General features: G+C 64.9%; 20 protein-coding genes. 15 read left to right on the plus strand and 5 right to left on the minus strand.

The genetic code is table 11. The annotated features are described in order from the left end of the window. Positions 1–3: 3 nt before the first annotated feature. Positions 4–1,521, minus strand: a complete 1,518-nt coding sequence (gene fixL / locus ACFDR6_RS20005) for a sensor protein FixL (RefSeq protein WP_212081047.1) — start codon at positions 1,519–1,521, stop codon at positions 4–6. A gap of 197 nt (positions 1,522–1,718) precedes the next feature. Here fixL and ACFDR6_RS20010 point away from each other — a divergent pair, with 197 nt between their 5' ends. The 10 genes from ACFDR6_RS20010 to ccoS all read left to right on the plus strand — a co-directional run bounded on the left by ACFDR6_RS20010 (position 1,719) and on the right by ccoS (position 11,300). Then, positions 1,719–2,552: a universal stress protein gene (locus ACFDR6_RS20010; RefSeq protein WP_375859253.1), complete on the plus strand. Its 834-nt coding sequence runs from the start codon at positions 1,719–1,721 to the stop codon at positions 2,550–2,552. A gap of 33 nt (positions 2,553–2,585) precedes the next feature. Next, the gene (locus ACFDR6_RS20015) at positions 2,586–3,011 is read left to right on the plus strand and encodes a CBS domain-containing protein (RefSeq protein ID WP_317240545.1); all 426 of its coding nucleotides are present in this window, start codon (positions 2,586–2,588) and stop codon (positions 3,009–3,011) included. Between the two features lie 366 nt (positions 3,012–3,377). Further along, the gene (gene ccoN / locus ACFDR6_RS20020) at positions 3,378–5,027 is read left to right on the plus strand and encodes a cytochrome-c oxidase, cbb3-type subunit I (RefSeq protein ID WP_212081050.1); all 1,650 of its coding nucleotides are present in this window, start codon (positions 3,378–3,380) and stop codon (positions 5,025–5,027) included. A gap of 11 nt (positions 5,028–5,038) precedes the next feature. Next, a complete protein-coding gene (gene ccoO / locus ACFDR6_RS20025) occupies positions 5,039–5,773 on the plus strand; it encodes a cytochrome-c oxidase, cbb3-type subunit II (RefSeq protein WP_317240543.1) in 735 nt (244 codons plus the stop codon). 13 nt (positions 5,774–5,786) lie between these two features. Next, positions 5,787–5,951, plus strand: coding sequence for a cbb3-type cytochrome oxidase subunit 3 (locus ACFDR6_RS20030; protein WP_028135114.1), 165 nt, complete (start codon positions 5,787–5,789; stop codon positions 5,949–5,951). A 6-nt stretch (positions 5,952–5,957) separates the two neighbouring features. Further along, on the plus strand, positions 5,958–6,833 hold the full coding sequence (gene ccoP / locus ACFDR6_RS20035; protein WP_317240542.1) for a cytochrome-c oxidase, cbb3-type subunit III: 876 nt from the start codon (positions 5,958–5,960) through the stop codon (positions 6,831–6,833). Between the two features lie 121 nt (positions 6,834–6,954). Further along, positions 6,955–8,421 carry a cytochrome c oxidase accessory protein CcoG gene (ccoG, locus tag ACFDR6_RS20040; protein WP_375859255.1) on the plus strand — a complete coding sequence of 489 codons (1,467 nt, stop codon included), beginning with the start codon at positions 6,955–6,957 and terminating at the stop codon, positions 8,419–8,421. A 19-nt stretch (positions 8,422–8,440) separates the two neighbouring features. Further along, entirely contained in the window at positions 8,441–8,932 is a 492-nt protein-coding gene (locus ACFDR6_RS20045; protein WP_375859257.1) for a FixH family protein, read from the plus strand. Between the two features lie 11 nt (positions 8,933–8,943). After that, on the plus strand, positions 8,944–11,133 hold the full coding sequence (locus ACFDR6_RS20050) for a cation-translocating P-type ATPase (protein WP_375859258.1): 2,190 nt from the start codon (positions 8,944–8,946) through the stop codon (positions 11,131–11,133). Continuing rightward, the gene (gene ccoS / locus ACFDR6_RS20055; protein WP_375859259.1) at positions 11,133–11,300 is read left to right on the plus strand and encodes a cbb3-type cytochrome oxidase assembly protein CcoS; all 168 of its coding nucleotides are present in this window, start codon (positions 11,133–11,135) and stop codon (positions 11,298–11,300) included. The genes ACFDR6_RS20050 and ccoS overlap by 1 nt, the downstream gene beginning before the upstream one ends. On the opposite strand, the gene ACFDR6_RS20060 is transcribed toward ccoS, so the two are convergent. Next, positions 11,297–12,499 (minus strand): MFS transporter, encoded by a 1,203-nt coding sequence (locus tag ACFDR6_RS20060; protein ID WP_375859260.1) that lies wholly within the window; start codon positions 12,497–12,499, stop codon positions 11,297–11,299. The genes ccoS and ACFDR6_RS20060 overlap by 4 nt on opposite strands. Positions 12,500–12,588: 89 nt before the next feature. Continuing rightward, entirely contained in the window at positions 12,589–13,071 is a 483-nt protein-coding gene (locus tag ACFDR6_RS20065; protein ID WP_375859261.1) for a cupin domain-containing protein, read from the minus strand. Positions 13,072–13,311: 240 nt separating this feature from the next. On the opposite strand from ACFDR6_RS20065, the gene ACFDR6_RS20070 reads away from it, so the two are divergent. Together ACFDR6_RS20070 and ACFDR6_RS20075 are read left to right on the plus strand one after the other, a co-directional pair. Then, a complete protein-coding gene (locus ACFDR6_RS20070; protein ID WP_375859262.1) occupies positions 13,312–13,596 on the plus strand; it encodes a hypothetical protein in 285 nt (94 codons plus the stop codon). 76 nt (positions 13,597–13,672) lie between these two features. Next, the gene (locus tag ACFDR6_RS20075) at positions 13,673–14,389 is read left to right on the plus strand and encodes a peroxiredoxin-like family protein (protein WP_317240538.1); all 717 of its coding nucleotides are present in this window, start codon (positions 13,673–13,675) and stop codon (positions 14,387–14,389) included. A 191-nt stretch (positions 14,390–14,580) separates the two neighbouring features. Here ACFDR6_RS20075 and ACFDR6_RS20080 read toward each other — a convergent pair whose 3' ends face one another. Beyond that, positions 14,581–15,462 (minus strand): LysR family transcriptional regulator, encoded by an 882-nt coding sequence (locus tag ACFDR6_RS20080; RefSeq protein WP_375859263.1) that lies wholly within the window; start codon positions 15,460–15,462, stop codon positions 14,581–14,583. A 179-nt stretch (positions 15,463–15,641) separates the two neighbouring features. On the opposite strand from ACFDR6_RS20080, the gene ACFDR6_RS20085 reads away from it, so the two are divergent. The 3 genes from ACFDR6_RS20085 (at position 15,642) to ACFDR6_RS20095 (ending at position 18,721) form a co-directional block, all read left to right on the plus strand. After that, on the plus strand, positions 15,642–16,466 hold the full coding sequence (locus tag ACFDR6_RS20085) for a 3-hydroxybutyrate dehydrogenase (protein ID WP_212081061.1): 825 nt from the start codon (positions 15,642–15,644) through the stop codon (positions 16,464–16,466). 64 nt (positions 16,467–16,530) lie between these two features. After that, positions 16,531–17,679, plus strand: coding sequence for a patatin-like phospholipase family protein (locus ACFDR6_RS20090; RefSeq protein WP_375859265.1), 1,149 nt, complete (start codon positions 16,531–16,533; stop codon positions 17,677–17,679). A gap of 91 nt (positions 17,680–17,770) precedes the next feature. Further along, positions 17,771–18,721, plus strand: a complete 951-nt coding sequence (locus tag ACFDR6_RS20095; RefSeq protein WP_317240536.1) for an oxygenase MpaB family protein — start codon at positions 17,771–17,773, stop codon at positions 18,719–18,721. A gap of 116 nt (positions 18,722–18,837) precedes the next feature. Here the strand turns inward: ACFDR6_RS20095 and glgA are convergent, their stop codons facing one another. After that, on the minus strand, positions 18,838–20,253 hold the full coding sequence (gene glgA, locus ACFDR6_RS20100) for a glycogen synthase GlgA (protein WP_212081064.1): 1,416 nt from the start codon (positions 20,251–20,253) through the stop codon (positions 18,838–18,840). Positions 20,254–20,356: the final 103 nt, after the last annotated feature.

Raw genomic sequence — 20,356 nt, forward strand, 5'->3', positions numbered from 1 at the left:
GAATCAGCTTTCGTCGGTTGCCGGCAAGGTGAAGCGGAATGTCGCTCCGCCCGCTGCATTGCTCTCGGCCCACATGCGGCCGCCGTGAGCCTCGATGATCGAGCGGCTGATGGAGAGACCCACGCCCATGCCGGTGTCCTTGGTGGTGAAGAAGGTCTGGAACAGGTTTGGAATGACGTCCTCCCGGAAGCCCGAGCCGGTGTCGGAGACCGCCACCTCGATCATGTCGTCGGCAGCACGGGTGTTGGCGACGGCGAGTTCGCGCCGCGTCGACTGCGCCATTGCTTCGAGTGCGTTGCGAAACAGATTGACCAGCACCTGCTGGATCTGCACGCGGTCGGCAAGGACGAGATCGGCGTCAGGATCGAGGCTGAAGCGGAGCTGCACGTTCTGCTCGCGCGCGCCGGCGAGCCCGAGCGCACCGGCCTCCTCGATCAGCTTGGACAGACTCTCGACCCGCTTCTCCGATTCGCCGCGGGAGACGAAGTCGCGCAGGCGCCTGATGATCTGGCCGGCGCGCAAGGCCTGCTCCGCTGCGCGATCCAGCGCGCTTTCGACCTTCGGCATGTTGGGATCGCTGCTGCCGGCGAGGAGGCGCCGCGATCCCTTCATGTAATTGCTGATCGCCGCCAGCGGCTGATTGAGCTCGTGAGCGAGCGCGGAGGCCATTTCGCCCATCGCGGTCAGCCGCGAGACGTGGACGAGCTCAGCTTGCAATTCCTGGAGCCGGGCCTGGGTCTGCTGGTGCTCCGTGAGATCGCGGACGAAGCCGGTGAAATAGGGCTCGCCGCCGGATTCCATCTCGCCGATCGACAGATGCATCGGAAAAGTCGTGCCGTCGCGGCGCTTGCCGGTCACGATGCGGCCGATGCCTATGATGTGCGGATCGTTCGTGGTGCGGTAACGGGCGATGTAGCCGTCGTGGCGGGTGCGATCGGGCTCCGGCATCAGGATGTTGACGTTCTGGCCAATCGCCTCGTGCTCTGACCAGCCGAACAGGCGCTCTGCGGCCGAGCTGAAGAGCTGCATGATGCCGTGGCCGTCGATGACGATCATGGCGTCGGGAATGGTCTGAAGGATGGAGCGGAGGTGGGTCTCGCGTGTGCGCAACGCCTCCTCGACCTGCTTTTCCTCGTCGATGTCGAGAAAGATGCCGGTGAGATGACGGGCGGCGCCGGCTTCGTCCCGAAGGAGTCCTGCCCGGGCGCGGATCCATTGCCCGGTGCCGGAGGCATTCGTGATCCTGAAGGATACATCGAAGCTGCCGCCCCGCTCGGAAACGCGATTGATCGCGCTCTCGACCCGCTCTCTGTCCGCGGGCTGAAGCTGCGACATGAACAGGTCGTAGCTCGCCGGCTGATTCCGCTCGACGCCGAGCAGAGCGCTGGCGGTCTCGGACCAGTCCAATTCCCGCGTCGCGAGGTCGAGATCCCAGGTGCCGACGCCAAATCCTTCGATCCGAACGCGGAAACGTTCGCCCCGACCATCGTCCTGCGAGTGCGTTACGCGGGTCGGCGACAAATGAAGCTCCTGATCCTGATGCGGCGGCCCCGGACGGGGTTACCGCTCCCCTAATGTCGCCTAAGGCCGGGCCGGAGGCAAGTTCCGTCGAGTCTGAGGAGGGCAAATCGGGTGCCGGCGGCCTCCTTGATCTATCTCATCCCCATGTGCGGAGGCTGGCGTAAATCTTACTGAGCTTTTTGCACTGGAGAATTCCGATGACGTACGCGACGGTGATGGTCAGTCTGGCGCTCGATCAGTCCAACGAGGCGCGTCTTCAGGTCGCCGGCGAGCTCGCCGAACGATTCGAAGCGGCCATCGTCGGGGTCGCCGCGGCGCGGTTTGCGCCGCCGCTCTATTTCACCGACGGCGCAGAGGCGCAAGCGCTGATCGACGAGGGCGAAGCTTCGATCAGCCGGCGACTGGCGGGCCTGGAGGCACAATTCCGTGCCGCTACCAGGAATCGTGGCGGACATGCGGAGTGGCGCAGCGCCATGGATTTTCCGGCGCGATTCGCCCTGGCGCAGGCGCGTTGCGCCGACATCGTGGTCAGCGGCGGGCAGAGCCCGGCCTTCTCCGATGCGTTCGCGCTCGCGAGCCCCAAGGATCTGGTGATGCAGGCCGGCCGCCCACTCCTCGTCGTCCCCGATCGGGCCAACTGGCTCGACCTGCGCAGCGTGCTGGTGGCGTGGAAGGACACGCCGGAGGCGCGACGGGCGGTGGCCGATGCGCTGCCAATTCTGCGCAAGGCGAGGGACGTCACCATCGCCACGATTCCGGAGCGCGATGACGACCGTTCGGTCGCGACGGCCGGCGTCACCGACGTTGCCGCCTGGCTCGCCCGCCACGGCGTCACCGCGACGGCGCGCATCTGCGAAGGCGCCCGGAACGAAACCGCCACCGCGCAACTGGAGAAAGCCGCAGGCGACGTCGATGCCGGCCTGATCGTAGCGGGCGCCTATGGTCATTCGAGGTTTCGTGAACTGATCCTGGGCGGCGTCACCCAGTATCTGGTCACGCAGACTGCCCGCAGCGTGCTGCTGTCACATTGACGGCAGGTAGAATCGAATTGAGGAGGACGCGCCGTGTACAGATTTCTTGAACAGACCGTCGACGGCTACATGACGCGCAACGTCAAGGCGGTGCAGCGCGACCGAGACCTGCTCGAGCTCAGCGAGATGTTCGAGACCGACGATTTCAATTCCTATCCGGTGGAGGACGATGGACAGGTGGTCGGCATCGTCACCAAGTTCGACATTCTGAAATGCTTCGCCTTCACGCCGAGCCAGATGCTGCCCCGCTATCACGACCTGATGAGCCGCAAGATCGGCGACGTCATGACGCCCGAGTTCATCTATGTCAGTCCCGACACGCGGCTGACGCGCGTGCTCCAGATCATGGTTGAACACCGCATCAGGAGCATCATCGTTCTCGATAGCGCGCAGAAACTGGTCGGAATCATCGCCCGCGAGGACGTCATCGCGGCCCTCAAGGCGACGGCGCGCGACTGAACGCGGCCCCCTTCGGTCATGAGGTTCCAACTTCCGTAATCTCACGGAGGTTTTCGTTTCAGGCGCGTCTCGTCCTCACGGCGCCTACGCGCCTTCCTCGGGACGAGGCTAATCGACGCCGGTGCCCGTTGAATCTAACTGCCACGCACTCCGCCCTCATCTGAGGAGTCCGCCTTGAGCGGACTCTCGAAGGATGGTTTCAGGAAAAGCCCTCAACGGAGATGGCCGTGCGCCTACGGGGAGAAGGCATTTCGACTGGCGCTGCATCAGTCCACGTTAACAGAAATCCACCTATCTTGATTTCAATCAATTCCCCGCGAGGGTGAATGTGGTTTCTGGCGGCGTGTTCTTTCAGAGAGAATCCGCATGAGCCAGCCCTCCATCTCCAAATCCATGACCATCGGTGAAAGCGGCCTGGCTGTCGTGTTCGCAGTCACCGCCTTCCTCTGCGTGATCGCTTCGGCCAAGGCGCTCGACGCACCCTTCGCCTTCCATGCCGCGCTCAGCGCGGCTGCGAGCCTGGCCGCGGTGTTCGTCATCGTCAACCGCTACCTCGACCGTCCGGCGGCGCTTCCGCCGGCGGAGATCTACGGCCGCCCGAACTACAACATGGGCCCGATCAAGTTCTCCTCCTTCATGGCCATGTTCTGGGGCATTGCCGGCTTCCTCGTCGGCCTTATCATCGCCTCGCAACTGGCTTGGCCGGCGCTGAACTTCGATCTGCCCTGGACCAGCTTCGGCCGCCTGCGGCCGCTGCACACCTCCGCCGTGATCTTCGCTTTCGGCGGCAACGTGCTGATCGCGACCTCGTTCTACGTGGTGCAGAAGTCCTGCCGCACGCGCCTCGCCGGCGATCTCGCGCCGTGGTTCGTCGTGCTGGGCTACAACTTCTTCATTCTGATCGCCGGCACCGGCTATCTGCTCGGCGTCACGCAATCGAAGGAATATGCCGAGCCGGAATGGTATGCCGACCTCTGGCTGACCATCGTCTGGGTGGTCTATCTGCTCGTCTTCGTCGCCACTCTCATCAAGCGGAAAGAGCCGCATATCTTCGTCGCGAACTGGTTCTATCTCGCCTTCATCGTGACGATCGCGGTCCTGCATCTCGGCAACAATCCGGCGCTTCCCGTCTCGGTGTTCGGCTCGAAGTCCTACGTCGCCTGGGGCGGAATCCAGGACGCCATGTTCCAGTGGTGGTACGGCCACAATGCGGTCGGTTTCTTCCTGACCGCCGGCTTCCTCGCCATCATGTACTACTTCATCCCGAAGCGCGCCGAGCGGCCGATCTATTCCTACCGGCTGTCGATCATCCACTTCTGGGCGCTGATCTTCCTCTACATCTGGGCCGGCCCGCACCACCTGCACTACACGGCGCTGCCGGACTGGACGCAGACGCTGGGCATGACCTTCTCGATCATGCTGTGGATGCCCTCCTGGGGCGGCATGATCAACGGCCTGATGACGCTGTCGGGCGCCTGGGACAAGCTGCGCACAGATCCCGTGCTGCGCATGCTCGTGGTCTCCGTCGCATTCTACGGCATGTCGACCTTCGAAGGCCCGATGATGTCGATCAAGGTGGTCAACTCGCTCAGCCACTACACCGACTGGACCATCGGCCACGTGCATTCCGGCGCGCTCGGCTGGGTCGGCTTCGTCTCCTTCGGCGCGCTCTATTGCCTGGTGCCGTGGGCCTGGAATCGCAAGGGCCTCTACAGCCTGAAGCTCGTCAACTGGCACTTCTGGGTCGCGACCCTCGGCATCGTCCTCTACATCTCGGCGATGTGGGTGTCCGGCATCCTCCAGGGTCTGATGTGGCGCGCCTACACCTCGCTCGGCTTCCTCGAATATTCCTTCATCGAGACCGTCGAGGCGATGCATCCCTTCTACATCATCCGCGCCGCCGGCGGCGGTCTGTTCCTGATCGGCGCGCTGATCATGGCCTATAACCTCTGGATGACCGTCCGCGTCGGCGAACAGGAAGTCCAGATGCCCGTCGCTCTTCAGCCGGCGGAGTGAGGAGCTCAACCATGTCGTTCTGGACACGTCACCAAATCTTCGAAAAGAACTCGATCATCTTGATCGTCGGCATCCTGCTGGTGATCGCGGTCGGTGGTCTCGTCGAGATCACCCCGCTGTTCTACCTCAAGAGCACGATCGAGAAGGTCGACGGGGTCAGGCCCTATACGCCGCTGGAGCTCGTGGGCCGCAACGTCTACGTTCGCGAGGGCTGCTATCTCTGCCATTCGCAGATGGTCCGGCCGTTGCGCGACGAGGTCGAACGTTACGGCCACTTCTCGCTCGCCGCCGAGAGCATGTACGATCACCCGTTCCAGTGGGGCTCCAAGCGTACCGGACCCGATCTTGCCCGCGTCGGCGCCAAATACTCCGACGACTGGCACGTCACCCACCTGACCAATCCGCGCGCGATCGTGCCGCAGTCGGTGATGCCGGGCTATCCGTTCCTCAGCAAGAACGAGATCGACCCCGATGCGATCGCCGGCGACATGCGCGCGCTCAGGACCGTCGGCGTCCCCTACAGCGACGAGCAGATCGCCAATGCGGCCGCCGACCTGAAGGCCCAGGCCGACCCCGAGAATGCCGGCACCGACGCCTTCGGCAAGCGCTACGCCAAGGCCGTCGTGCGCAACTTCGACGGCAAGATCGGTACGCCGACCGAGATGGACGCGCTGGTCGCGTACCTGCAGATGCTCGGCACGCTGGTCGACTTCAAGATCTACAACGAGAAAGCCAATCTTCGCTGAGAAGGCATGAACGATGAAAGCCATCCTGACAGTCCATAATCTAGCGTCCGATCTCGTGACGACGATCTGGACACCGGTGTTCGTCGCGATCTTTCTCGCGATCATCGCCTACGCATTCTGGCCCCGTAACAAGGCTGTGTTCGACAAAGCCGCGCACCTGCCCTTGCGGGAGGAGTAGAGAACCATGACCGACCATTCTAGCGACATCGATACCGTCACCGGCAAGTCCACGACCGGACACGAGTGGGACGGCATCAAGGAGCTCAACACGCCGCTGCCGCGCTGGTGGGTGATCTGCTTCTACCTCACCATCGTCTGGTCGATCGGCTACTGGGTCGTCTATCCGGCCTGGCCGCTGATCTCCAGCAACACCACGGGCATGTTCGGTTACTCCTCGCGCGCCGACGTCGCGGTCGAACTCGCCAACCTCGAGAAGATCCGCGGTGACAAGATGGTGGCGCTGGGCGCGGCCTCGCTCGCCGACATCGAGAAGGACCCGGCCTTGCTGGCGCTCGCACGCGCCAAGGGCAAGACCGTGTTCGGCGACAATTGCGCGCCCTGCCACGGCTCTGGTGGCGCCGGCGCCAAGGGCTATCCGAACCTGAACGACGACGAATGGCTGTGGGGCGGCACGCTCGACCAGATCATGCAGACCATCCAGTTCGGCGTGCGGTCCGGCCATGCCAAGACGCATGAGGGCCAGATGCTCGCCTTCGGCAAGGACGGCGTGCTGAAGAGCGACGAGATCGTCACCGTCGCCAATTACGTGCGGTCGCTGGCGGGCCTTTCGACCCGCAACGGCTTCGATGCCGCCAAGGGCGAGAAGATCTTCGCGGAGAATTGCGCCGCCTGTCACGGCGATGCCGGCAAAGGCAACCAGGAGTTGGGCGCACCGAACCTGACCGACAAGATCTGGCTCTACGGCTCCGACGAGGCGAGCCTGATCGAGACCATCGGCCAGGGCCGCGCCGGCGTGATGCCGGCCTGGGAAGGCCGGCTCGATCCCGCCACCATCAAGGCGATGGCGGTCTACGTCCACTCGCTCGGTGGCGGCAAATAAGCCGGCGGACCACGGCCGATTTCCAAACGGGGGCGCAGAAAAACGCCCCCGTTTGCGCTGGATCAAGTGACCGGCGGACACCGGGTCTAGGTTCAATCGCACCTCTTGAGAAGATTCCGCGATGAACAAGATCGTCAACCCGAAAGAGCTGAAGCCGGCGGACGATAGCGGGCCGCTTTATGCGGCCCACAAGAAGGTCTATCCCCAGAGCGTCTCCGGAACGTTCCGCCGCATCAAATGGGGCTTGATGGCGGTCTGCCTCGGCGTCTATTATTTCCTGCCTTTCGTGCGCTGGAACCGCGGCCTCGGCGCTCCCAGCCAGGCCGTTCTGATCGATCTTCCCAACAGCCGCTTCTACTTCTTCTTCATCGAGCTGTGGCCGCAGGAGGTCTACTACTTCACCGGCCTGCTGATCGTGGCTGCGGTGGCGCTGTTCCTGATGAACTCGGTCGGCGGCCGGATCTGGTGCGGCTATCTCTGTCCGCAGACCGTCTGGACCGACCTGTTCTACGCCGTCGAACGTCTGATCGAGGGCGACCGGCGCGAGCGGATGAAGAAGGACAAATCGTCCGACCCGATGAAGCTCGAGCGCATCTCCGAGATCGTGCTCAAGCATTCGATCTGGCTCATGATCGCCTGGTGGACCGGCGGCGCCTGGGTGCTCTACTTCAACGATGCGCCGACGCTGGTGAAGGAGCTCGTCACCTTCCAAGGGCCCATGATCGCCTACATCTGGATCGGCATCCTCACCGCGACGACCTATCTGCTCGCCGGCTACATGCGCGAGCAGGTCTGCACCTATATGTGCCCGTGGCCGCGGATCCAGGCCGCACTCACCGACGAATGGGCACTCAACGTCACCTACCGCTACGACCGCGGCGAGAAGCGCACGTCGGTCAAGAAGGCCGCCGAGCTGCGTGCGCTCGGCGAGCAGGTCGGCGATTGCGTCGATTGCTACCAGTGCGTCGCGGTTTGCCCCACCGGCATCGACATCCGCAACGGACCGCAGATGGAATGCATCCAGTGCGGTCTCTGCATCGACGCCTGCGACAACGTGATGACGAAAATCGGCCGGCCGAAGCGCCTGATCGGCTACGACAACGACATCAACATCCATCGCCGCCAGGAAGGCAAGGCGCCGATCTACCGCGTCGTCCGGCCCCGCACCATCGTCTACAGCGCGATCATCGTGGCCATCGGCGGCTTCATGGTCTACACGCTGGCGACGCGCAGCCTGCTCGACGTCAACGTGTTGCACGACCGAAATCCGGTCGCGGTCAAGCTCAGCGACGGCTCGATCCGCAACGCCTACACGGTGCGCCTGCTGAACAAGAGCGGCTACGACCGCGTCATCGCGATCGACGCGAACGGTCCGGCCAACGCGACCATTCACGTGATCGGCGTCGATTCGGTGACGCCGGATCGGCCGATGATCGTGATCCCGCGCGACTCCACCAGCGAGCTGCGGCTGCTCGTCACCGCGCCGGCCGAGAACAATCCGGAGAAGTCGGTCCCCGTCCGTTTCCACGTTACCGATATCGGGCTCGGCGAAGTCGCTTCCGCCACCGACAATTTCGTCTCTCCTTGAGAAAAGTCTGGAGCAAGCCATGGCATCCGCCCCGAAGCCGCTGACCGGAACGAAGGTCTTCCTGATGCTGGTCGCATTCTTCGGTCTCGTGATCGGCGTCAATGTCACCATGATGAAGCTGGCGATCGCGACGCTGCCCGGCACCGATGTCGACAGCCCCTATGCCGCGGGCCTGACCTACGACCGCGAGATCTCGGCGGCGCATGACCAGGCGCTGCGCAAATGGAAGGTCAACGCCCATATCAAGCGCCGCAGCGACGGCGGCGCCGTGGTCCAGGTCGAAGCGCGCGATGCCGGCGGTCAGCCGATCGCCGGACTGAAATTCGGCGGACGCCTGGAGCGGCCGACCGACAAGCGCGCTGATCTCGCCGTCGAGCTCACCGAGGCCGGCATCGGCCTCTATCGTGGCAATGCTGCGTCCGTCGGGCCGGGTCAATGGGATCTGGTGATCGAGGGTGAGGCGCGGGGAACGCGCGTGTTCTTGTCGCGCAACCGCGTGATCCTGAACTGAAGGACTTCGTCATGCACGTCACGCGGGATTTTTCGCACTACGTCCGGACCGCGGGCGAGGGTGTCCAGCACATCGATCTCGCGGTCGAAGGCGTTCACTGCGCCGGCTGCATGGCCAAGATCGAACGCGGCCTGTCTGCAATCCCCGACGTCACGCTGGCGCGCGTCAACCTGACCGACCGCCGCGTCGCGCTGGAATGGAAAGCGGGCACGCTCGATCCTTCCCGCTTCATCGATCGGCTCGAGGAACTCGGCTACAAGGCCTATCCGTTCGAGACCGAGAGTGCGGAGGTGGCGGAGGTCGCCGAATCGCGCCTCCTGTTGCGCTGCCTCGGCGTCGCGGCGTTCGCCACCATGAACGTGATGATGCTGTCGATCCCGGTATGGTCGGGTAACGTCTCGGACATGCTGCCCGAGCAGCGCGACTTCTTCCACTGGCTGTCGGCGTTGATCGCATTGCCGGCGGCGGCCTATGCCGGTCAGCCGTTCTTCCGCTCGGCCTGGCGCGCGCTGTCGGCGAAGACAACCAACATGGACGTGCCGATCTCGATCGGGGTGATCCTGGCGCTCGGCATGTCCGTGGTCGAGACCATCCACCACGCCGAGCACGCCTATTTCGACGCGGCGATCATGCTGCTGACCTTCCTGCTGGTCGGGCGATTCCTCGACCAGAACATGCGGCGGCGGACCCGCGCCGTCGCCGGCAATCTTGCGGCGCTGAAGGCGGAGACGGCCGCGAAGTTCGTCGGCCCTGACGAAATCTCGCAGGTGCCGGTGGCCGCGATCCATCCCGGCGACATCGTGCTGCTCAGGCCCGGCGAGCGCTGCGCGGTCGATGGCACGGTGATCGAGGGACGTTCGGAGATCGACCAGAGCCTGATCACCGGCGAGACGCTCTATGTCACGGCCGGGCAGGGCACGCCGGTCTATGCGGGCTCCATGAACATCTCCGGCACCCTGCGGGTGCGGGTCTCGGCCGCGTCCGAGGCGACGCTGCTCGCCGAGATCACGCGGCTGCTCGACAACGCGCTGCAGGCGCGCTCGCGCTACATGCGCCTCGCCGACCGCGCCTCGCGGCTGTACGCGCCGGTGGTGCATGCGACCGCGTTGATCACCATTCTCGGCTGGGTCATTGCCGGCGCGTCCTGGCATGATGCGATCGTAACCGGCGTCGCCGTGCTGATCATCACCTGTCCCTGCGCGCTGGGGCTTGCTATTCCGACCGTGCAGACGATCGCCTCCGGCGCGATGTTCAAGTCCGGCGTGCTGCTGAATTCCGGCGACGCGATCGAGCGGTTGGCCGAGACCGACCATGTCATCTTCGACAAGACCGGCACGCTGACGCTGCCCGATCTCGAAGTGATGAATGCCTCGGACCTTCCCGCCGATGTCTTCGAGCTCGCCGGCCGCCTCGCGTTGTCGAGCCATCATCCGGTTGCCGCCGCCGTCGCGCAGGCGGCCGCCGCCAGATCACCTGTCGTCGGTGCGGTCGAGGAGACCGGGCAGGGCGTCCGTGCGACCGTGGACGGCGTCGAGATTCGTCTCGGCCGTCCATCTTTCTGCGGAGCGGAGGCATTGGTCGGCAGTGCCATGGTCGATCCCGAAGCCTCCATCGTCGCTTTCAGCAAGGGCGAGGAAAGGTTCATCCTCTCGGTCCGCCAAGGCCTGCGTCCGGATGCACAGACCGTGATCGCGGCACTGAAGGCGCGCAACATCGGCATCGAGATTCTCTCCGGCGACCGCGAGCAGGCGGTGAAGGCGGCGGCCCATGCGCTTGACATTCCCGAATGGCGCGCCGGCGTCACCCCGGCCGACAAGATCGCGCGGATCGAGGAATTGAAGCGGCGCGGCGCGAAAGTGCTGATGGTCGGCGACGGCATGAACGACGCGCCCTCGCTCGCGGCAGCCCATGTCTCGATGTCGCCGATCTCGGCCGCGCATCTGAGCCAGGCCACTGCCGACCTCGTCTTCCTCGGCCGGCCGCTGGCTCCGGTGGTCGCGGCCATCGACGCTTCGCGCAAGGCGCTGCACCTGATGCGGCAGAACCTCTGGCTTGCGATCGGCTACAATGTCCTGGCGGTGCCGGTTGCCATCAGCGGCGTGGTGACGCCCCTGATCGCGGCGGCTGCAATGAGCGGATCCTCGATCCTGGTCATGCTGAATTCGCTGCGCGCGCGCAGCGCCTCGCGGGAGATCGTGTGATGGAAATCCTGGTCATCCTCGTTCCACTGGCGCTGATGCTCGGAGGTGCCGGTCTCGTCGCCTTCCTGTGGTCGCTCAGAAGCGGCCAGTACGACGATCTCGACGGCGCCGCCTGGCGCGCCATCGCCGACGACGAGCCACCGCAGGATGTGCCGGCCAATCGTTAGCGCCTCAGGGCGAAGGTGAGCATGGCCGCGGCCGCGAGCGCCATGCCGACCCCGGCGACACATGCTCGCCAACCGAAGGAGTCGAACAGACGACCGAGCACGGCCGTGCCGACCAGCCCGCCGCCAAAATAGCACGCAAGATACGTCCCGCTGGCGATGCCGCGGTTGTCGGTCGCCGCCTGTCCGACGAAGCCGGTGGCAGCGGCCTGCGCGAAGAAGGTGCCGACGCCGACCAGAACCATGCCCGTGAGGACTTCGCTCAGATGCGGCATCAGCATCAAGGGCAGGCCCAGCCCGGCAACTGCGAGCGCGCCCCAGATCGTCGGACGCGTTCCGAGCTTTGATGCCACTTTGCCGGCCAGAAGCGTCGTGACGACCGATGGAAGGAAGACGAAATAGACCAGGCCCAGATCCATCATCCCCAGCGTCAGCGGCGGCCGGACCAGAACGAAATTGACGAAGGTGAAGGTGCCGATGAAGGCGAACAGGATGCAGAAGCCGATGCCGAAGGCCGCGCGCAATCGCGGATCACGCCAATGCGCGATCATGGCGGCCAGCGGAGATTTCGCCGGCGCCGCCGCCTGCATCGGCGGCACGTGCTTGATCGTGAAGTAAACCAGCGCCGCGCCCGCCAGATTGAGCGCCGCGAAGAAGTAGAAATTCCAGGCGAGGCCGAGCCCATCGGCGACCGCCGCCGAGATCAGCCGGCCGACGAGGTTGCTCGCGACGTTTCCGGTGATGTAGGCCGCGAAGGCGCCGCCGGCGTCCATCGCGCTGCATTGCTCGCCGAGATGAGCCAGTGTCAACGCGAAGGCGGACGCCATGCACAGACCCTGCGCGACGCGCAGGGCGGTGAAGACGGCAAGGTTCGGCGCCGAGGCCAGCAGGCTGGTCGGGATCGCCAGCAGCGTCAGGCTGAGCAGGATGCCGGTCCGCCGGTCGATGTTCGGGCTAAAAAGACCGACGATGACGCTGGCAACGGCCATGCCGAAGGTGCTGGCGTTGACGGCAAACCCCATCGCCGCGGGCGTGACGCCGTAGTGCCGCGTTAGCGAGGGCAGGATCGCCTGCGTTGCGAAGAGGTCGACCACGGTCAGGAATGCGGTGAGGCCGATCACGAGCGAGCGGAGCGCCAGACCCGGCGCGTGCGCCTCCATCGTCGTTGCGGCCGGTTTGATCGGCGCGGAAAGATCGGTCATGGCGATTGTCCTGTGGGGATGCGGCGCCCGGGGTGGGGAGTCCCGGGCGCCACATCTCGTAACGAGTGCGCTGGGGCTGGGTGCACCCGTTACATGTGGTGGTCGTTGGGATCCTTGCGGACGTCGCCGACATACAGAATGACGGTCTCCTTGCCGAGGTTCTTCCACCAATGCGAGGTGCCGTGAACTTCGGGACGAATGTCGCCGGCCTTGTGCAAGATCGGATCGACGCAATTGGAGGCGTATTCGACGATCTCGCCCTGCTGCACGAAGATCAGCGCGGGACGGTCGTCATGGCTGTGCCAGGGCACGATGCCGCCGGGCTCGATGGTCAGCTTGCGGAAGCGCAGCTCGCGGCCCTCGATACGGGCCGGCTGCTTGCCGAGGTCGATCGCACCGAGCGTAACATCGGTCACGCCGACGGGCTTGTAGTCGACCATCTGCTGGGCGTTCGGCTTGATCTTGCCGGCCGGGCACTCGCCGGCAACGACTGGCTGCGCCGAGAGCGTAAGCGCGGCGAAGACCGCGAGGCCCGGCCAGACCGCGCGGAGCAATGTGCGATGCTTGAACATGAGAGTCTCCTGTGTTGGCCGCGACCGCGGTGGTCACCGGCTGTGTCAGGACCTTGTTTGAAACAACGCTCGTTCTGAAATGCCCTTTCGCTCTCGCTGCGATAGCCCGGCGCTATCGCAGCGCGATACGCGCCCGCTATCGAACCGATTGGGTATCGGCATTTCCGCTTCCGCAGCTTTCGGCGTCCGATGGCAAGCGCCCGATTGGCGGGCGTTCGCGTCGATCCGGAGGAGCATGTCGTGACGAGAGTGTCCAAGGCCCTGATTTTCACCGCTGCGTTTGCGGTCATCGGCACCGCGGCCTTCTCGGAGGCCGCCTGGGACCTCAAGGCCGGCACGGCCTATGTCTATGGCGGACCCGGCAAGATGTCGGCGATGGCCATGGTCTCGGCCGAGAAGAGTCACGAGGCGATGATGAAGAACGCCAGGAAGGTGCCCGACAACACCGTTTTCTTCATGAACAACGGATCGCTGTACTCCACCTCGGGACGGCTCGATCCGACCGGCAATTTCTACGTCAACTGAACCGATCGTGGCATCCATGCCGCCCTTGCGGGCGGCCCAGCCGGGAAACTAATATTCGCCCATGCCGGAGCAGAAGATGACATTCCTCTCGCCAGCCGATGCCGAACAGCTCAGACTTGCCTTCCAGCGCTGCCGCGACATGGAGGGCACGCTGAACGAACAGCTCCGCGCCTATGCCGATGCCAGTCGTACGGTCTTTCCGGCCTATGGCGAGGCCGTCGATCGCCTCGTGGCGAGACTGGGCGGGAACGGCGGTGGCGAAGCCGCGCCGCGCCCGGGCGATGCGATGCCGCCGTTCATGCTGCCGGACGAGGGCGGGCGTCTCGTCACGTTGCCTTCGTTGCTGGAGCGCGGCCCGCTGGCCGTCATGTTCTTCCGCGGCCATTGGTGTCCCTATTGCCGGCTCAATGTCCGCGCCGTGGTCCAGGCGCTCGATCGTATCAAGGCCGCCGGGGCGCAGATCGTTGCGGTCATGCCGGAGACGCAGGAATACACGAGGCAGCTCAAAGCCGAATCCGGCGCGCCGTTTCCGGTCCTGACCGATCTCGACAACGGCTATGCGCTGTCCCTCAATCTCGCGATCTGGCTTGGCGCCGAGATCCAGGACCTGTTATCCTATCAGGACATGGCGAAATTCCACGGCAATGACGGCTGGATACTGCCGATCCCGGCAGTGTTCGTGGTCGGTCGCGACGGGATCGTCAAAGCCCGCTTCGTCGACCCCGATTTCCGCAAACGCATGGAGATCGATGATCTGCTCGCGGCGTTGGAGGATGCGAGCAGGGAGAGCTAGGTCTGGAATTTTGATGGCGCGGCGTGTTCTTTCCCTCTCCGCTTGTGGGAGAGGGTGGCTCGCCGCGCGAGCGGCGAGACGGGTGAGGGGGGTCTCTCCGCGCGTGAGTCTTTTGCGTCGAGTACGCGGATAGAACCCCTCATCCGGCGCTTCGCGCCACCTTCTCCCACAAGGGGAGAAGGAAGAGCCCGCTATCCCGCGATCTCGCGCCAGTCTGCGCCGCGCAGCATACGCATAACGGCATTGGCGACCGCCGTGCGCTGCCGGCCGGCCACCCCGTAAAGGCTGACTGTGCGGCGGGCGTCCAGCCCGGCGACGGCGGTTCGCGTCAGCTTCTCCGGCAGGGGAGAAGTGTGCGGCACCATGGCGACGCCGATGTCGGCCTCGACGAGCTCGATCAGATCGCGCTCGCTTGAAATCTCGTGTCCATGCTCGATGCCGTGCTCGCGCAGGCTCGCCGCGATGCGTCGCGAGTGCTCGCAGAAGGTCCGGCTCAGCAGTTGCTCCGAGCGCAGATCGTCCAGTTCGATGCTGTTGCGGCCGGCCAGCCGATGTCCGTCACCGACCACGAGCTCGAAGCTCTCGGTGAACAGCGGCCAGACGTCGAGCCGGTCCCAGGTCTCGTCGATCTCGGCGGCGATGCCGAGCTCCGCTCCCCCCTTTTTGAGGAAGTCGCCGACCTCCCGATTCGAGCCGCGCAGGAAGCGGAATTCGAGCCGGTTGAATTGCCGCTTGATCTGATCGAGATGGGGAATGAGCAGCGCGAGGTCGATCGAATGCGTCAAGGCAATGCGCAGCGCGCCGACTTCGCCGCTCTTGAACGAGGAGGCGAGCGAGCGCGCACCGGCGGCGGCGTCAAAACACTGCTTCAGGAGCGGATGCATGCGCTGGCCGAGCTCGGTCAGTTGCGCCGCCGGCCGCTCGCGGCGAAACAGATCGCCGCCAAGCTCGGCCTCGAGTTGCTTGATCGCGCGCGTCAGCGAAGGCTGCGTGACGTTGCACTCCTCTGCCGCGCGCGTGAAATTCAGCAGCTGCGCCACCGCGAGGAAATAGCGGACCTGGTGCATTTCCATGGATCGGCTCCCAGCAAGATCGGCCGCAAATCTAACCGATCGGAGCGGGAAATGACATCCCGCCCGCGATAGCGCGGACGTATGGAGTCGGAAGCCAGCCAGTATTTCCGTTTGCGCCGGCGATCCTCCAGGGTTCTGCGAAAGCTGGAAGCCCAGTCGTCGCCAACGGAGCCCATGCCATGAATATACCGCTGAAGCCGCAGATATCTCAGCCTTCACGCGTACTCGCCGGCAAGGTGGCGCTGGTCACGGGCTCCACCAGCGGCATCGGTCTCGGCATCGCACGCGCCTTGGCTGCGGCCGGCGCCGATGTCGTTCTGAACGGCCTCGGCGTCGCCAGCGAGATCGGGCGGGCGCGCGAGCAGATCGCCGCCGAGTTCGGCGTCAAGGCGAGTTACTCTCCGGCCGACATGACGAGGCCGAAGTCCATTGCCGAGATGATCGCGGCCACCATCGCCCAATCGAGTCGGCTCGACATTCTCGTCAACAACGCCGGTATCCAGCATGTCGCGCCGCTCGAGCAGTTTCCGATCGAGAAATGGGACCAGATCCTTGCGATCAACTTGACCTCGGCCTTCCACACGACGCGGCTCGCGCTGCCGGCGATGCGCCAGAACGGTTTTGGCCGGATCATCAACATTGCCTCGGCGCACGGCCTGGTCGGCTCGCCGTTCAAGGCGGCCTATGTCGCCGCCAAGCACGGTATCGTCGGTCTGACCAAAGTCACGGCGCTGGAGACTGCGGAGGAGGGGATCACCTGCAACGCGGTCTGTCCGGGCTACGTCTCTACGCCGCTGGTGGAAGCGCAGATCGACGGGCAAGCCAAGGCGCACGGCATTTCCCGCGATCAGGTCATCCGCGACGTGCTGCTCGCGCAGCAGCCGAACAAGCGCTTTGCCACGGTCGGTGAGCTCGGCGCACTCACGGTGTTCCTGTCGACGGACGCGGCCGCTTCGATTACTGGCATCGCGCTGCCGGTCGATGGCGGCTGGACCGCGCATTGACATGGGCCGGCGCAACAAGCTGCAGCGACGAATTCGATCGGTGCAAGCTGACCAGGAGCAAGACATGAACGGCATGCAGGACAACACGCAGAGCAAGGGTGCAACACTGCCGGGGCAGGTCGTGCTGGTGCTCCAGGGCGGCGGTGCGCTCGGGTCCTACCAGGCTGGGGTGTACCAGGCGCTGCATGAGGCCGGGATCGAGCCGGACTGGATCATCGGCACCTCGATCGGCGCGATCAACGCGAGCCTGATCGCGGGCAACGAGCCCGGCCAGCGGCTGGCCCATTTGAAGGAATTCTGGAAGCGGATGGAGCAGAACCCGGTCTGGAATCTGCGAACCGCCTTTCCCGGCTTCAACGAGAAGCTGGCCTATTGGTCGACCGTCACCCACGGCATTCCCGGTTTTTTTCGTCCCAACGCGCTTGCGCATGCGGGGGATTCCTATCCGCTGGGAGCGGATCACGCCGGCTTCTATTCAACCGCGCCGTTGGAGAAGACGCTGCTGGAGCTGGTCGATTTCAGCCTGGTCAATCGCTGTTCACCGCGGCTGACGGTCGGCGCGGCACATGTCCGCAGCAGCCAGATGCGCTATTTCGACAGCCGCGACGGCGAACTGACCGTGAAGCATGTCATGGCCTCGGGCGCGTTGCCTCCGGCGTTTCCGGCGGTGCGCATCAACGGCGAGCTTTACTGGGATGGCGGCATTCTCTCGAACACGCCGACGGAGGCTGTGTTCGACGATAATCCGCGCAAGAACTCGCTGATCTTCGCTGTGCACCTGTGGAATCCCGTCGGCGCCGAGCCGACGACGATGGCGGAGGTGCTGAACCGGCACAAGGACGTGCAGTACTCCAGCCGCATCGCGAGCCAGATTGCCCGCCAGCAGCAGGCCCACCGACTGCGCCACGTCATCAACCAGCTCGCCGCGCGTCTCTCCGAGAGCGAGCGCCGCGACCCCGCGGTAAAGGAATTGGTCGGCTACGGCTGCCCGACCAGGATGCATGTCGTGCGGCTGCTGGCGCCGCAGCTCGACCGTGAGACCCATACCAAGGACATCGACTTCAGCCCGTCCGGCATCATGCGGCGCTGGGACGCCGGCTATGCTCACACGAGGTCCGTGCTCGAACGCAAACCGTGGATCGGCGAATTCGATCCGCTCGCGGGGGTGGTGCTGCACGAGCACATGGACGTGCTGCCGATTGCGGCGGAGTGAAGGCCTCGTCGCTCATTGTCTTGAGCGATGACGATTTCCCGAGGGCGCCGTCTGGGTTACTGTTGCCGTCTCTTCGTCACGAGGCCTGCAATTGGTCGCTGAGAAGGATCTCGAAGCAACACTCGATCGGGTCCGCGCCGACGCGGCGGGACCGGTTGCCGGTGTGTTCGGTCCTGACACGGTGACCTGGCGGATCGACCGGGAGGCCGTCATCTTTCTCGGCGCAGGACGCGCGCTGTTGCTGCAACTGGCGCATCCCTGGGTCGCCGCCGCCATCGCCGAGCATTCCCGCACCTTGGCCGACCCGATCGGCCGCTTCCATCGCACCTTCGACATCGTCTTTGCCATGGTGTTCGGCTCGCTCGACCGGGCCTTGCTGTCGTCTCGGCAATTGCATCGGCGCCACGGCGTGATCGTCGGCGAGATGCCCGAGACGGTCGGTCCCTTCGCGGCAGGCTCGCGCTATTGTGCCAACGACATCCCGTCGCTGCGGTGGGTGTACGCGACGCTGGTTGAGTCCGCGCTCATGGCGCACGACCTGGTGCTGCCACCTCTCTCGGCGGAGGAGCGCGAGCGCTACTGGACCGAGAGCCGGCTGTTCGGCGCCTTGTTCGGATTGACGGCGGACGACCTGCCGGCGGACTGGTCGGGCTTTACAGCCTACACCGCGGGGATGGTGCAATCGGAGACGCTGACCGTGAGCCCGGCGGCACGCGAGATCGCGACGCAGATCTTTGGCGGTGCGCGTCCATGGTTGCGGCCGCCGCGCTGGTATCGCGCGCTCACGGCGAGGATGTTGCCGGAGCGGTTGCGTGCGGGCTTCGGGTTTGTGCTCGACGAGCGCGACACCAGATCTGCTGACCGTGCGGTGAGATGGATCCGGCGCGTCTATCCAAGACTGCCGAACCGGCTGCGCTATGTCGGCCCCTATCAGGAAGCGCAGGCGCGCTTGCGGGGCGAGCCGAAGCCCGACTGGATGATCCGCTGCCTGAACCGCGCCTGGATCGGTCGGCCGCAGATGGAGGTGCGCGGGAAGGGGTGAGGATCTCCGCTGCTTCTAGACTAGCCCCGTCATCCTGAGAGCTTGTGAAGCTCTCGGGCTAAACGGTGTTGGGGTGGGGCTCGTATTAACGGAGGCCGTGGAAGCGCCGTCGCGTCTCACACGGACGCCAGCTTCCGATACAGCGCGCTGTAGCTGCCGGCGGAGATGCTCCAGGAGAACGAGCGTCCCATGGCGCTGCGGCGCATGGTGTCGAGCTGGTCTTGCGCCACGAAAGCCGAGAAGGCGCGGCGGACGCCGCCCAGGAAAGACTCGCGCGAGGGTTTCGAGAACAGGAAGCCGGTCTCGCCGTCGGTAATGGTCTCGGCGAGGCCGCCGGTCTGGTGGCCGATCGGCAGCGAGCCGAAGCGCTGGGCGTACATCTGGCTGAGGCCGCACGGCTCGAAGCGCGAGGGCATCAGCGTGAAGTCGCTGCCGGCGAAGATGCGGCGCGCCTGGGCGTCGTTGAAGCCGATCACCACGCCGATGGCGTCAGGGCGGCGGCGATGGGCGTCGATCAGGGCCTGCTCGAGCGCCGGCTCACCCGAGCCCGTCACGACGATCTGTCCGCCGGCATCGACGATCTCGTCGGCGGCCGACAGCACGAGGTCGATGCCCTTCTGATGTACGAGGCGGGCGACGATGCCGAACATCGGCCCACGCGACACCGCGAGGCCGAACTGCTTGCGGACGTAATCCGCATTGGCCTTCTTGCCGATCCAGTCGCCGGCGCCGAACTGCTGGGCAAGCTGGGCGCAGGAGCGCGGGTCCCAGCTCTCGTCGATGCCGTTGAGGATGCCGGTGAGTTCGGAAGCGTCGGAGCGGACGCGAAGCAGGCCTTCGAGGCCGCAGCCGAATTCCTCCGTCGTGATCTCCCGCGCATAGGTGCCGCTGACGGTGGTGAGGTGCGAGGCATAGACCAGCCCGGCCTTGAGAAAGGAGACCTGGTCGTAGAATTCGACGCCGTCGATGTGGAAGGAGCTCTCCGGTGCGCCGATCCGCCGCAGCGCGTCCTTCGGGAAGAGACCCTGATAGGCGAGGTTGTGAATGGTCAGGATCGACGGCAGCTTGGCGCCGCGCCAGGCGAGATAGGCCGGCACGAGCGAGGCTGGCCAGTCATTGGCATGGATCAGGTCTGCTGCCCAATTCTTGTCCAGCTTGCCCATGGCCAGCTCAGCAGCTGCCGAGGCAAAGCGCGCAAAGCGTATGTCGTTGTCCGGCCAATCGCGCCCGGACTCGTCGCCATAGGGGTTACCGGGCCGGTCGTAGAGCTGTGAGCACAACAGCACGTAAACCGGCAGGCCGTCCTTGGTCGCGGCTCGCCCGAGCGAGCAGGCCGGCATCTCCGCGAAAGCCGGGCAGCGGCCGACGACCTGAATATGCGTGAGTTGCTCGATGATGTCGCGATAGCCGGGCAGCATGATCCGGATATCGGCAAAAGAGCGAAGGGCGCGGGGCAGGGCAGCGGAAACGGCTCCAAGGCCGCCGACACGGACGAAGTCGTCCATCTCTGTCGTGACGAACAAGACCCTCAAGAACAGCTGCCCTCTGTCGATCCCGTCTGCTGCTATGCAAGAACAGGTCCAGTTGTCCTGGAAATCTTAAAGCCCGCCCACGCGGCGCGTCCGTTCGGTAAAC

The organism is Bradyrhizobium tunisiense, from assembly GCF_042263385.1.
Taxonomy (GTDB): Bacteria; Pseudomonadota; Alphaproteobacteria; order Rhizobiales; family Xanthobacteraceae; genus Bradyrhizobium; species Bradyrhizobium tunisiense.